Genomic DNA, 13,705 nt, shown 5'->3' with positions numbered 1-13,705 from the left:
CCGGCCCCGGACCCCCTCGGCTACGACCCGAGGATCGTCGTCAGGAACTCGCCCGTCCACGCGAGCAGTTCGCGTCCGACCACCGGCTTGCCGCCGATCTTCCCGCTGGTCGGGCGCGGCACCAGGATCTGGTGGACGGCCGGCTTGACGACCGTACGGGGGTAGAGGCGCTTGAGCCGCAGCTCCTGCGACTCCCGCAACTCCACCGGTGCGAAGCGGATGTTGGGGCCCTGCAGGACGATCTCGCCGACCCCGCACGCGCGGGACAGCATCCGCAGGCCCGCGACCAGGAGCAGGTTCTCGACCGGCTCGGGCAACTTGCCGTAGCGGTCGGTGAGTTCCTCCCGTACCGCCTTGATGTCCTCCTCCGTGTTGGCGGAGGCGATCGCGCGGTACGCCTGGAGCCGCAGCCGCTCGCCCGGCGCGTAGTCGTGCGGGACGTGCGCGTCGACCGGCAGCTCGATCTTGACCTCGAGCGGCGGCTCCTCCTCGACCCCGCCCTCCAGGGAGGCGCGGTAGTCGGCGACCGCCTCGCCCACCATCCGTACGTACAGGTCGAAGCCGACGCCCGCGATGTGGCCGGACTGCTCGCCGCCGAGCAGGTTGCCCGCGCCGCGGATCTCCAGGTCCTTCATGGCCACGTACATGCCCGCGCCCATCTCGGTGTGCTGGGCGATCGTCGCGAGCCGCTCGTGCGCGGTCTCGGTCAGCGGCTTCTCCGGCGGGTACAGGAAGTAGGCGTAGCCGCGCTCGCGGCCACGGCCGACGCGGCCGCGCAGCTGGTGCAGCTGGCTCAGGCCGAAGTTGTCGCCGCGCTCCACGATCAGCGTGTTGGCGTTGGAGATGTCGATGCCGGACTCGACGATCGTCGTCGACACGAGCACGTCGAACTTCTTCTCCCAGAAGTCGACCACCACCTGCTCCAGGGCGCTCTCGCTCATCTGCCCGTGCGCCGTGGCGATCCGCGCCTCCGGGACGATCTCGCGCAGCCGCGCGGCCGCCCGGTCGATGGACTCGACGCGGTTGTGGATGTAGAAGACCTGCCCCTCGCGCAGCAGTTCGCGGCGGACGGCCGCGCCGATCTGCTTCTCCTCGTACGGTCCGACGAAGGTGAGGACCGGGTGGCGCTCCTCCGGCGGGGTGGTGATCGTCGACATCTCGCGGATGCCGGTCACCGCCATTTCGAGCGTACGGGGGATGGGGGTGGCGGACATGGTGAGGACGTCGACGTTGGCGCGGAGCTTCTTCAGCTGCTCCTTGTGCTCGACGCCGAAGCGCTGCTCCTCGTCGACGATGACCAGGCCCAGGTCCTTGAACTTGGTCTCGGAGGAGAAGAGGCGGTGGGTGCCGATGACGATGTCGACCGAGCCGTCCCGCAGCCCCTCCATCGTCGCCTTCGACTCGGTCTCCGTCTGGAAGCGGGAGAGCGCGCGGGTGACGACGGGGAACTGCGAGTACCTCTCCGAGAACGTGCCGAAGTGCTGCTGCACGAGCAGGGTGGTGGGGACGAGGACGGCGACCTGCTTGCCGTCCTGGACGGCCTTGAAGGCGGCGCGGACCGCGATCTCGGTCTTGCCGTAGCCGACGTCGCCGCAGATGAGACGGTCCATCGGGACCGTCTTCTCCATGTCCTCCTTGACCTCGGCGATGGTCGACAGCTGGTCGGGCGTCTCCACGTACGGGAAGGCGTCCTCCAGCTCGCGCTGCCAGGGGGTGTCGGGGCCGAAGGCGTGGCCGGGGGCCGCCATCCGGGCCGAGTACAGCTTGATCAGGTCGGCGGCGATCTCCTTGACGGCCTTCTTGGCGCGCGCCTTGGTCTTCGTCCAGTCCGCGCCGCCGAGCCGGTGCAGGGTCGGTGCCTCGCCGCCGACGTACTTCGTGACCTGCTCCAGCTGGTCGGTGGGGATGTAGAGGCGGTCGCCGGGCTGGCCGCGCTTGGCGGGGGCGTACTCGACGAGGAGGTACTCGCGGGTGGCGCCCTGGACGGTCCGCTGGACCATCTCGACGTACCGGCCGACGCCGTGCTGCTCGTGCACGATGTAGTCGCCGACCTCCAGGGTCAGCGGGTCGATGGTCTTGCGGCGCTTGGCCGGCATCCGCTGGCCGTCCTTGCCGGCCGCCTTCTGGCCGGACAGGTCGGTCTCGGTGAGGACGGCGAGCTTGAGGGCGGGGTCGACGAAGCCGAAGTCGATGGAGCCGGTCGCCACGTGCACGACGGCCGGGGAGATGTCGGCGAGGTCGGCGTCGAGGCGGGCGGCGATGCCCTCGCCGCCGAGGACCTCGACGGTGCGGGCCGCGGGGCCGTGCGCCTCGGTGACGTAGACCGTGCGCCAGCCGTCGGCCAGCCAGCCCTTGGTGTCGGCGAGCGCGCGGGCGGTGTCGCCGCGGTACGTCTCCGGGGCGTGCATGCCGAGCTTGACGGTGTCGTTGTCCACCGTCTCGTCGGCGGCGAACGGGGAGACCGACCACCACATCATGTCGAGCTCGCGGGCCCGGTCCCGTACGTCCGCGATCCCCCACAGGGAGGCCGCGCCGACGTCGATGGGAGCCTCGCCGCCGCCGGCGGTGGCCGCCCAGGACGCCTGGAGGAACTCCTGGCTCGTGGCCACGAGGTCGGCGGCGCGCGTACGCACCCGTTCCGGGTCGCACACGACGGCCATCGAGCCCTTGGGCAGCACGTCGAGGAGCAGCTCCATGTCGTCGACGAGGACGGGCGCGAGGGACTCCATGCCCTCGACCGCGATCCCCTCGGCGATCTTGCCGAGCAGCTCGCCGAGCTCCGGGTGCTCCTCGGCGAGGGCGGCGGCGCGCCGCTTCACCTCGTCGGTGAGGAGCAGCTCCCGGCAGGGCGGGGCCCACAGGCCGTGCTCGGCGACCTCAAGGGAGCGCTGGTCGGCGACCTTGAAGTAACGGATCTCCTCGACGTCGTCGCCCCAGAACTCGATCCGGAGCGGGTGCTCCTCGGTGGGCGGGAAGACGTCCAGGATGCCGCCGCGCACGGCGAACTCGCCGCGCTTCTCGACGAGCTCGACGCGGGAGTACGCGGCGGCCGCGAGGCCCTCGACGATCTCGTTCAGGTCGGCGCTCTGCCCGGTGCGCAGGGCGACGGGCTCCAGGTCGCCGAGGCCCTTGACCTGCGGTTGGAGCACGGAACGCACGGGGGCGACGACGACGGAGACGGGGCCAGCGGCCGGGTCGTCGACGGAGGGGTGGGCAAGGCGGCGGAGCACGGCGAGGCGGCGGCCGACGGTGTCGGAGCGGGGCGAGAGCCGCTCGTGCGGGAGCGTCTCCCAGGACGGGTACTCGACGACCGTGTCGGGGTCGAGGAGGCTGCGCAGCGCGGCCGCCAGGTCCTCCGCCTCGCGCCCGGTCGCGGTGACGGCGAGCACGGTCCGCCCGGCGTCCCGCGCGAGCGCGGCCACGGCGAAGGGCCGGGCGGCGGGCGGGCCGACCAGGTCCACGTGCGTGCGGCGGCCGTCGGACGCGGCCTTGACCGCTTCGGCGAGGGCGCCGTCCTTGACGACGACATCGAGCAGACCGTGCAGGCTCATGGAGCTTTCCATCCCGGGTTCGACAACGGGGGCGGGCAACGCGAACGGCCCGACACGTGACACGGGCCGGGTGGTCCCGACACGCCGAGCGGCCGGGGGCTCCCCCAGCGTACGACGGCTCGGGGGCGGTCACCCGTTCGTGGAATCGACGCGCCGCGAGCCAAACCGTACAGTTCTGTACATGAGTGCCACGTTTCCCATCACCGAGGCCCGCGCTCAGTTCGGCTCCCTCGTCCGCCGGACCGCGCACGCCCGCGAGCGCATCACGATCACGGATCACGGCCAGGCCGCAGCGGTCTTCATCAACCCCACGGAGCTGGCCGAGCTGGAGCAGCGCCTGGCGGACCTTGAGGACGACCTGGCACTGGCCCGGTACCGGGCCCGCCAGGCCGCCGGTGCGGTCGTGGGCATCCCGCAGGACGAGGCCCGGGCACGCCTGGGCCTCGAGCAGTCTTGAGGTACACGGTCCTGTGGGACGAGCCGGCCCTGGACATCGCCGCCAAATTCCTGGCGGACGACCCCGACGGGCTGCGCCAGGTGTTCACGGCGACCGACCTCCTCGCCGACGACCCCCGCCCCGCAGGGACCGCGGAGTACGGCTCGCCCGACCTTCGGCGCATGCACGTCGGCAGATACCGGGTCATGTACGAGATCACGGAGGCGACCATCACGGTCATGGTCCTCCACCTCGGTCGCACGCCCTAGGGGGTGTCTCGTGGATCAGGCCGGATCAGGGAGCGGCGTCTGGTGCGTGCGATCGCAAGGCGGAGGAGGGAGTCGACGCGGAGCGTCGGCGAGTGACGACAACGCGGCGAGCGTGCGTGCCAGGCGTCGCGAGCCCGGCATGATCCACAAGACACCCCCTAGGGGGTGTCTCGCCGGTCAGGCCGGATCAGGGAGCGGGGCCGGGCCCGGCGGAATGATCCGCCGGGCCCGGCCCACCCCCGTTGTCCCTCCCGCGACCGCTACTCGCTCGCGATCGCGTTCAGGACGTTCATGCGGCCCGCGCGGAAGGCCGGGACCAGGGCGGCGAAGAGGCCCACGAAGGCCGAGGCGACGAAGACCGTCAGGATCGTCGGCCAGGGGATCTCCAGGACGCCCAGGCCCTCCAGGGCGAGGAGCTGCTGGGCCGAGGTGCCCCAGCCCATGCCGAGGGCCAGGCCGAGCAGGGCGCCGAAGAGCGCGATGACCACCGACTCCAGGCGGATCATGCGGCGCAGCTGGCGACGCGAGAGGCCGATCGCCCGCATCAGGCCGATCTCCCGGGTCCGCTCCACCACCGAGAGCGCCAGCGTGTTCACCACACCGAGCACCGCGACGATGATCGCGAGCGCCAGCAGGCCGTACACGATGTTGAGCAGCTGGCCGACCTGGTCCTTCAGGTCCTGCTTGTAGTCGGCCTGGTTCTGCACCTTGTACTGCGGATACGCCGCCAGCGTGTCCTTCAGCGCCGCGTACGCCTCCGTCTCCTTGCCGTCCTGCGCCGTCGCGAACAGGATCATGCTCTGCGGCACCCGCTCGGCCGGCAGGTACTTCTCGGCCGTCGTCAGGTTCGTGTACATCACGCCCTTGTCGACGTTGTTCTCGTCCGACGTGATCGCCGCGACCCGCAGCTTCGCGCGCTCGCCGCCCTTGAAGGCGACCGTCAGCTCGTCACCGACCTTCACGCCGTGCTCGGTCGCGTAGTCGCTGCCCACCGACATCGCGTTCGCGCCGTACGCGGCGGTCAGCTCACCGGCCGTCGTGTCGCGCCGCAGATCCTTCGCGTACGTCGGCTCGGCGGCGACCAGACCCTTCTCGACCGCCTTGCCCTTCGGGTCGGTGATCGTCGCCTCGACCCAGGTGTACTCCGTCACGTGCTCCAGGCCCGGCGTCTTCTCCAGGGCCGCCTGCGCCTGCGGCACGATCGGCTGCCCGTTCGCGGACTGCACGATGAAGTCCGCGCCCACGGAGCGGTCCAGCTCGTCCGTGGCCGAGGCCACCATCGACGAGCCCACCACCGACAGGCACGCCACCAGCGCGAGCCCGATCATCAGGGCCGCTCCGGTCGCTCCCGTACGGCGCGGGTTGCGCAGCGCGTTCCGCTCGGCCATCCGCCCCACCGGGCCGAAGACCCGCAGGACGACGGCGCCGAGCACCCGCACGACCCCGCCGGCGAGCAGCGGCCCGACGACGATGAAGCCGACGAGGGAGAGGACCACCCCGACCCCGAGCCAGAGCGCGCCCGGACCGGCCTCCGCCGCCCGCGTCGACGCCCACAGCGCGCCCGCGCCGCCCAGCGTGAGGAGCAGGCCGAGCCCGCCCCTGACCCGCCCGGCCCGCCCGTCGGCCGGGGTGCCGGCGTCGCGCAGGGCGGCCATCGGGGAGACCTTGCCGGCCCGGCGGGCCGGGATGTACGCGGCGAGGACGGTGACGACCACGCCGAGGACGAGACCGACCGCGGGGGTCGTCCACTTCACCGTCAGGTCCTCGGTGGACAGCTCCATGCCCATCGCGGACATCAGCTCCATCAGGCCGATCGCGACCCCGACGCCCGCCGCGACACCCGTGATCGAGCCGACGACACCGAGGAGCAGCGCCTCGACCAGCACGGAACGGTTGACCTGGCTGCGGCTGGAGCCGATGGCCCGCATCAGACCGATCTCGCGGGTGCGCTGGGCGACCAGCATGGAGAAGGTGTTGACGATGAGGAAGATGCCGACGAGCAGCGCGATCCCGGCGAAGCCGAGCATCGCGTACTTCATCGGGGTGAGGAAGCCCTCGACATCCTTGCGGCCCTCGTCGGCGGACTCGGCCTGCGTCAGGAGCTTGTACTCGCTTCCCACCGTGGCGGAGATGTTCTTCTTCACCTGCTCGTGGCTGAAGCCGGGCGCGGCCGTCACCTCGATGTTGGTGAACGCGTCGCTCTTGCCCAGGAGGTGGCGCTGCGCGGTGGCGGTGTCGAAGTAGACGACCGTGGCACCGGGGTTGGTGACCTTGAAGTCCGCGATCCCGGAGATACGGGTGGTGAAGTCACCGGTCACCGCGATCGTGCGGAGCTCGTCGCCGATCTTCAGCTTGTGCTTCTCGGCCGTACCGGCGTCCAGGAGCGCCTCGGTCGGCCCGCGCGGGGCGTGACCGGAGGTGATCTCCATGGAATTCAGTTCCCTGGGGCTCCAGTTGACGGCGATCGTCGGGGCGCCGGTGGTGGAGCCGAGGTTGTTGTTCTTCGCGTCGGCGACGGTCACGCTCATCGAGATGACCTTGCCCTCGGCGGACTTGACGCCCTCCGCCGCGGCGACCTTGCCGACGGTCGAGGCCGGCAGCGTCTCGGGGCGTCCTGACTGCGGGATCTCGTCGTCGGTCGCCGCGTTCTTCGGGCTGACGGTCACATCGGCGGCCGTCGCCGAGAAGAGCTTGTCGAACGTGGTGTTCATGGTGTCCGTGAAGACGAGCGTGCCGCTCACGAACGCCACGGAGAGCAGGACGGCGACGGCGGAGAGCGCCATGCGGCCCTTGTGCGCGAGGAAGTTGCGCAGGGAGGTCTTGAGCACGGTCATGACGTACGCCCCCGGGCGTCGAAGTCCTTCATCCGGTCGAGGACGGCCTCGGCGGTGGGCCGGTGCATCTCGTCCACGATCCGGCCGTCCGCGAGGTAGAGGACCCGGTCGGCGTGGCTGGCGGCCACCGGGTCGTGGGTGACCATCACGATGGTCTGGCCCAGCTCGTCCACCGACTGCCGCAGGAAGCCGAGGACTTCGGCCCCGGCGCGGGAGTCGAGGTTGCCGGTCGGCTCGTCCCCGAAGATGATCTCGGGGCGGGCGGCGAGGGCGCGGGCCACGGCGACGCGCTGCTGCTGGCCGCCGGAGAGCTGCGTGGGCCGGTGCTTGAGCCGGTCGGCGAGCCCGACGGTGGAGACGACCCGGTCGAGCCAGGCCTGATCCGGCTTCCGCCCGGCGATGTCCATGGGCAGGGTGATGTTCTCGAGCGCGTTGAGCGTCGGCAGCAGGTTGAACGCCTGGAAGATGAAGCCGATCCGGTCGCGGCGCAGTTGGGTGAGCCGCTTGTCCTTCAGACCGGTGATCTCGGTCTCGTCCAGGTGGATCTGGCCGCTGGTGACGGTGTCGAGCCCGGCGAGGCAGTGCATCAGGGTCGACTTGCCGGAGCCGGACGGGCCCATGATCGCGGTGAACCGCCCACGGGCGATGTCCACGTCCACGTGGTCGAGGGCGACGACTCGCGTCTCACCGGCACCGTACGCCTTGACGACCTGCCGCGCCCGCGCGGCGACGGCCGTACGCCCTGCGGTGTCCCCGTGGTGGGGGATGGTCACAGCCGAAGTCACGGTATGTCTCCTATGTCTGGACGGGTGCCTGGCGGTCGCCTGGGCTGATGGGGTGAGGGAGGATCCGACTCGCAGTCGACGAGTCCGGACCGCGTCCGAGTCCGAACCCGCGTCCGAGTCCGAACCCGCGTCCGGGTTCGCATCCGAGTCTGCGAGAAGCAGGGCGATGAATCACTGGTGCCTGTCGCACTCTTCGCCCTGGGGTTTTCCGTAAGACCAAGGTAAGGACGGCCGCCCCCGTCCTCCTCCTCCGCCGGGACGAACCACCCCTGGCCTCTAGGAGGGAGAGACCCCTAGGGGTTCTCCACCCACGGTTCGAGTGGGAGGCTGTCCCGACGGATTTAGATGTACGACCCATCGGATGGAGGGCCGGGTGTCACGCACGACCACGCGGCAGACGGCGGCACCGACGACGACCCCGCGCGGGCGCGGCCCGGTCGTCGCGGCGCTGATGCTGGGGATGGCGCTGGCCGCGCTCGACGGCACCGTCGTCTCGACCGCCGTACCGCAGATCGTCGGCGACCTCGGCGGCCTCTCCGTCTTCTCCTGGCTCTTCTCCGGCTACCTGCTCGCCGTCACGGTCACCCTGCCGGTGTACGGAAAGCTCTGCGACACCTTCGGCCGCAAGCCGGTCCTGATCGCCGGAACGATCCTCTTCCTCATCGGCTCCCTCCTGTGCGCGGCCGCCTGGAACATGGGCTCGCTGATCGCCTTCCGGGTCGTCCAGGGCCTCGGCGGCGGCGCGCTCCAGGGCACGATCCAGACGATCGCGGCCGACCTGTACCCGCTGAAGGAGCGGCCGAAGATCCAGGCGAAGCTCTCCTCGGTCTGGGCGACGGCCTCCGTCGCGGGCCCGGCGGCGGGCGGCCTGCTCGCCGGGTACGCCGACTGGCGCTGGATCTTCCTGATCAACCTGCCGGTGGGCCTGGTCGCACTGTGGCTGATCGCCCGCTACCTGGTGGAACCGGAGCGGGCGGGCGACGGGAAGGACCGAGCCCCGGCCGGGAAGCGCCGGAAGGTGTCCGTCGACTGGGCCGGCGCGCTCGCCATCTTCGCGACCGGCACCCTCCTGCTCACCGCCCTCGTCCAGGGCGGCGTCGCCTGGCCCTGGCTCTCCGCGCCCTCCCTCGGCCTCTTCGCGGGCGCGCTCGCCCTCGCCGGAGTGACCGTCCTCGTGGAGCGCCGCGCCGCCGAACCGATCATCCCCGGCTGGATCTGGCGCCGCCGCACGATCTCCGCCGTCAACCTGGCCCTCGGCGCGCTCGGCCTGCTGATGGTCGCCCCGACCGTCTTCCTGCCCACCTACGCCCAGGCCGTCCTCGGCCTCGGCCCGATAGCCGCCGGCTTCGTCCTCTCCGCGATGACCCTCAGCTGGCCCATCTCGGCCGCCTTCTCCAACCGGGTCTACAACCGCATCGGCTTCCGCCTCACCGCGGTCATCGGCATCACCCTCGCCCTGCTCGTCCTGCTCGCCTTCCCCCTCCTGCCCTTCCCCGGGGAACCCTGGCAGCCGGCCCTGCTGATGTTCCTGCTCGGCGGCGCGCTCGGCCTCTTCCAACTCCCGCTCATCGTCGGGGTCCAGTCGACCGTCCCCTACGAGGAGCGCGGCACGACGACCGCGTCCGTCCTCTTCTGCCGCCAGGTCGGCCAGAGCGTCGGCGCCGCCCTCTTCGGCGCGATCGCCAACGGCGTCCTCGCCTCCCGCCTGGGCGCCGACGCCGACCTGGACAGCCTCGCCCACGCCCTGGACCACGCCGACGACGCCCTGCGCCGCGCGGTCGACGCGGCCGTCGACTACGTCTACCTGGGCGCCGCGGGCGCGGCCGCCCTCGCCCTCCTGGTCCTCCTGACCCTGGCCCCGCGCCGCTTCCCGGTCCTGAAGGAACACAAGGAGCAGGAGGCCGGGCCGGCCTGAGTACGTGCCCGCCCGGAGATGAGCATGGGCGCCCATGCCCGGGCGGCGCCCCGGCCTCGACAATGAGGTCACCCCGTCCGAAGGAACCGGCCATGAACCCCGACACGTACACGACGCTCTACGGCCCCGCCCGCCCGGCGCCGTCCCCTCGCGGGACCGGCGTCGCCGTGGTGGCGGCCGTGCTGTGGGCGGTCGCCCTCCTGCTGCTCTCGGGTCTGGGGTTCCTGGCGCTGTGGGCGGCGGCGGACACGGGGCCGACCGAGGGGATCCCGCTCCACTGGGCGCCGATGTGCCTCGCCATCGCGGCCGTACCGGTCGTCCTGCTCCGCACGCCCCCCGTCCGCCGCCTGTCCGTCCCGGCCCGCGCGCTCGTCACCGGTCTCGCGATGTGCTCGATCGCGGTCGGCCTCGTGATCTGGGCGGTCTAGGGCCTGTCGCCGAAGAGCCCTGCAGTCCGGCTCGGACGGCAGGGCTCTCTCGCGTACGAGCGGCGGTTGTCCTCCTAGAAGACGGTGCCGTAGGACGAGTCCTGGGTCAGGCTCACCCGGGCGCCCGGCTTGAAGGGGGCCCGCCAGTCGCCCGTACCCGCGTAGAAGGTCTCGTCACCGTTCCAGGCGAGGAGGTCGGCGCGTCCGTCGCCGTTGGCGTCACCGACGGCGGTGAGCCCGGCGAAGGCGCCCCAGCCGGCACCGACCCGGGTCCGGGCGGCGAAGGTGCCGTCGCCCTTGCCGAGGTACAGCCAGAGCACCCCGGCCTTGTCGCGGGCGAGGAGGTCTCCGGCAGGAGCGCCGGCGAGGTCGCCGACGGCAGTGATCTCGTTGTAGATCCCCCAGCCGCCGCCGATCTTCTTGCGGCCGGAGAAGGGGGCGTTGGCGTTCCCGGTACCCGGATAGAGCCACAGAGCACCGGACTTGTCGGAGGCGAGGACGTCGGGCCGCCCGTCGCCGGTGACATCGCTGCCGCCGGTGATCCGGTCGTAGATCTGCCAACCGCCGCCGATCGACGTCCGGCCGGCGAGCGGCGCGTTCCGGTCGCCGGTGCCCCGGTACAGCCAGAGCGCGCCGGAGCGGTCGCGGGCGATGCTGTCGGGCTCGGAACCCCCCGCCACGTTTCCGACGGACACGACCCGGTCGTAGATCCCCCAGCCACCGCCGACCCGGGAGCCGCCCGTGTCCGTCAGCGATCCGCCCGGCGCGGTGGGCCGGGTGCCGAAGCGCCACAGCACACCGCCGGCGTCCCGAACGAGGAGGTCGGCCGTACCGTCGTCGTTGTAGTCGTGCGGAGCGGCGGGCCGGGTCACGGTGAACCGGCCGGTGGAGACCAACTCGGGGCCGATGCCCTCGTCCGGGCGGGCGGTGAGCTTCCACTCGTACGCGCCGTTGGCGGCGGGGCTCCCCCAGTCCCGGCCCTCCAGGTCCTTGCCGTCCCAGTGCCAGGTGATCCGGCGCGGTGTCCCGGCGGCTCCGTCCGGGACGGGCCACCCTTCGTCCACCGTCTTCCCGCTGCGGACGTGGGTCAGGGTCAGCCACACCCTGCTGTCCGCCCGGGACAGGTCCCAGCTGAAGTCGACCCCGCGCGCGACCTGGTCGCCGGTGAGCGTGGTCGGGGTGGCGGATCCGGTGAGGGTGACGACGGTCGACTGCCCGGTGGACGCGACCCGTTCGACGGCCGGCTTTCCGCCGTCGGCGCGCGGCGAGATCCGGTAGAGGCCCTCGCCCTGCTCGGGGGTGCCGCCGCGCACCAGGAGGGTGCCGTCGGGGCCGGCGACGGCGGAGGAGAACGCGGTGAGGAGGACGGCCCTCTCCCCGGTCTCGATCGACCGAACGGTGAACGGCCGCTTCGTCGGGTTCGAACCGCCGTCGACATAGGTGGACGCGTCGATGTGGGCCTTCTGGCCGGTCGCCACCCAGCCGCCGACCAGGTAGAGCGGGTCCTGCACATCGGCTTCGGCGTCCGCGATCCACTGCTCGGCCCCGCCCCGCCTGAAGGCGACGATCCCGTCGGTCCCCAGCCGCGCCTCGCGCCAGGCCACGTGTGTGGCGGAGACGGCGCCGTCCCAGGCCCACTGGTCCTTTTCCTGGACATGCCAGGACTGCGCCCCCGTGGCGAGATCGACGTGGATCTTGGCGGGTCCCCGCGTCTCGCCGATCCAGCAGTCGTAGAGCGCGGAGGCGGTGTCGGTCCATGCCTCATCGGCGGCGGCGCAGTCGACGAGGGGCCCGCCGACCAGCTTGCGGAGCTTCGGCGTGCCGCCGGCGAGCACGGCCTCGTCGAGCGTGGCGGCGTACTGCACCCGGTAGCCGCCCTCGTACTTCCCGAGGAGCAGGGTGTCGCCGGCCAGACCCGAGTAGTCGTAGTCGCCGAGCGCGTCGAGGTCGATCTCCACCGACGTCACGGCGGGCTTCGACACGTCGTGGATCCGGATCACCGAACTGACGGACAGCAGAGCCCGGTTGCCGGTGACGACGAGGTCCGCCCCGCCACCGGCGGCGGCGGCGCCGGGCAGCACGGTCGACGAGCCGTCCGCGTACCGGGTCCAGCGGAACTCGGGCGCGTTGCCGCGGGTCTTCGACAGGAAGCCGCTCGGCCCCGCGCCGACGACGTCCGCGTTGAACGGGAACGCCACAGTGGTCTGCTGCGGGTCCTCCTTGGTGGCGGCCGGCGCGGCCACGGCCGGGAGTGCGGTGAGCGTGCCGCCCGTGGCGGCGAGGACGACGGTGACGGCGACGGCCGCGAGACGACGGCCGGGTATGCGTACGTGCTTCAAGTACTTCCCTCCCCTAGAGGAAGGAGGCTAACGCGCCCGCTCGCCGCGCCCCCCGTCGGCCCGAGGGCCCGGGGGCCCGGGGGATCGCCGGACGGCCGACCGGTCCCTGGCCGCCCTGTCACCGGTCGCCCGTCTCCGTCTCCGGTTCCTGTTCCTTCTCCGGTCCCTGTTCCGGTCCGGGGGCCGACTCCTCCTGTGCGGGGTTACCGACCGCCCTCCCCGTCAGCCCCGCCAGCGAGGCGCGGATGTGTTCCATGTGGGAGTGGATCTCCTCGCGGGCCTCCTCGTGCTCCCGCAGCACGCGCTCCGTGGCCCGTTCGGTGCGTTCGCCGTGCGCCCGCGCCTCGGCGAGGAGTTCGGCCGCGCGGGCCGCCGCGTCCTCCTGCTCGTGCCGGGTCTGTTCCTCCGCCCGCGCGAGGGCGCGTTCGGTCTCCGCGAGCCGGGCCTGCGCGGCGGCCACGAGTTCCTCGTGGTGGGCGTCCAGACCGGCCGCCCGGGAGGACGCCGTGTGCTCGGCCTTCTCCCGTACGACCGCCTGCTCCGCGCGCTGGGACTCCAGGAGCGCCGACGCCCGGCGGACCGTGTCCTCGAACGCCTCCCGCGCCCGCGCCCTGCGCTCGCCCGCCTCCTCGCGGGCCGCCGCGCGCAGCGCGTCAGCCTCCGCGCCCGCCGCCCGGAGGGTCGCGCCGGCGGTGTCCTCCGCCTCCGCCCGTACCGCGTCCGCGTACGCCCGGGCCGCCTCCGTCGCCGCGCCCGCCGCCTCCTCGGCCGCCGCCGCGAGGGAGTGTGCCTCGGCCTCCGCGGCCCGTACGAGACGCTCGTCCTCCGCCTCCGCGAGCTCCAGGATCTTCCGCGCCCCCTCGCCCAGCGACTCGTACCGCTGTGGCGCGAGCGCCTCGACCTCCACCCGCAGCCGGGCCGCCTCCGCCCCCATCTCCTTCGCGAGCACCGTCAGCCGGGCCGCCCGTTCCCACGCCGCGTCACGATCCCCGGAGAGCGCGGCGAGACGACGGTCGACCTGCTCGGGGCGGTAACCGCGGCCCCGTCCGACGGCGAAGTCCATCCCTGACGCCCCTTCCGTAATGGCTGCAATGGGCTTACTGCCTCAAATGCCAAGGATGCGTCATCAGGCACGACAAAAGGCGCCC

9 protein-coding genes are annotated in these 13,705 nt (G+C 72.3%); 4 read left to right on the top strand and 5 right to left on the bottom strand.

Annotated features, from left to right (window positions below):
- Positions 1–20: 20 nt before the first annotated feature.
- The gene (gene mfd / locus ACWCO8_RS25360) at positions 21–3,551 is read right to left on the bottom strand and encodes a transcription-repair coupling factor (RefSeq protein ID WP_451034185.1); all 3,531 of its coding nucleotides are present in this window, start codon (positions 3,549–3,551) and stop codon (positions 21–23) included.
- A gap of 181 nt (positions 3,552–3,732) precedes the next feature.
- Between mfd and ACWCO8_RS25355 the strand changes: the two genes are divergently transcribed.
- Together ACWCO8_RS25355 and ACWCO8_RS25350 are read left to right on the top strand one after the other, a co-directional pair.
- Complete coding sequence (locus ACWCO8_RS25355) at positions 3,733–4,008, top strand: type II toxin-antitoxin system Phd/YefM family antitoxin (RefSeq protein ID WP_451034184.1); 276 nt, start codon at positions 3,733–3,735, stop codon at positions 4,006–4,008.
- The gene (locus ACWCO8_RS25350) at positions 4,005–4,256 is read left to right on the top strand and encodes a type II toxin-antitoxin system RelE family toxin (protein WP_362428924.1); all 252 of its coding nucleotides are present in this window, start codon (positions 4,005–4,007) and stop codon (positions 4,254–4,256) included. Before ACWCO8_RS25355 ends, ACWCO8_RS25350 begins: the two co-directional genes overlap by 4 nt.
- A gap of 260 nt (positions 4,257–4,516) precedes the next feature.
- Here ACWCO8_RS25350 and ACWCO8_RS25345 read toward each other — a convergent pair whose 3' ends face one another.
- Positions 4,517–7,090 carry an ABC transporter permease gene (locus ACWCO8_RS25345; RefSeq protein ID WP_451034183.1) on the bottom strand — a complete coding sequence of 858 codons (2,574 nt, stop codon included), beginning with the start codon at positions 7,088–7,090 and terminating at the stop codon, positions 4,517–4,519.
- Entirely contained in the window at positions 7,087–7,875 is a 789-nt protein-coding gene (locus ACWCO8_RS25340) for an ABC transporter ATP-binding protein (protein ID WP_362013294.1), read from the bottom strand. The genes ACWCO8_RS25345 and ACWCO8_RS25340 overlap by 4 nt, the downstream gene beginning before the upstream one ends.
- Before the next feature lie 361 nt (positions 7,876–8,236).
- Here ACWCO8_RS25340 and ACWCO8_RS25335 point away from each other — a divergent pair, with 361 nt between their 5' ends.
- Both ACWCO8_RS25335 and ACWCO8_RS25330 read left to right on the top strand, forming a co-directional pair.
- A complete protein-coding gene (locus ACWCO8_RS25335) occupies positions 8,237–9,790 on the top strand; it encodes an MFS transporter (RefSeq protein WP_451034182.1) in 1,554 nt (517 codons plus the stop codon).
- 92 nt (positions 9,791–9,882) lie between these two features.
- A complete protein-coding gene (locus ACWCO8_RS25330) occupies positions 9,883–10,218 on the top strand; it encodes a hypothetical protein (protein WP_451034181.1) in 336 nt (111 codons plus the stop codon).
- Positions 10,219–10,292: 74 nt separating this feature from the next.
- Here ACWCO8_RS25330 and ACWCO8_RS25325 read toward each other — a convergent pair whose 3' ends face one another.
- The gene (locus tag ACWCO8_RS25325; protein ID WP_451034180.1) at positions 10,293–12,557 is read right to left on the bottom strand and encodes an FG-GAP repeat domain-containing protein; all 2,265 of its coding nucleotides are present in this window, start codon (positions 12,555–12,557) and stop codon (positions 10,293–10,295) included.
- A gap of 118 nt (positions 12,558–12,675) precedes the next feature.
- Positions 12,676–13,620, bottom strand: a complete 945-nt coding sequence (locus ACWCO8_RS25320) for a cellulose-binding protein (RefSeq protein ID WP_451034179.1) — start codon at positions 13,618–13,620, stop codon at positions 12,676–12,678.
- Positions 13,621–13,705 lie beyond the last annotated feature (85 nt).

It is taken from the genome of Streptomyces sp. NPDC001927 (genome assembly GCF_053594455.1).
The sequence above is the reverse complement of the archived record's forward strand: the minus strand, read 5'-3'. Positions and strand labels throughout refer to the sequence as shown.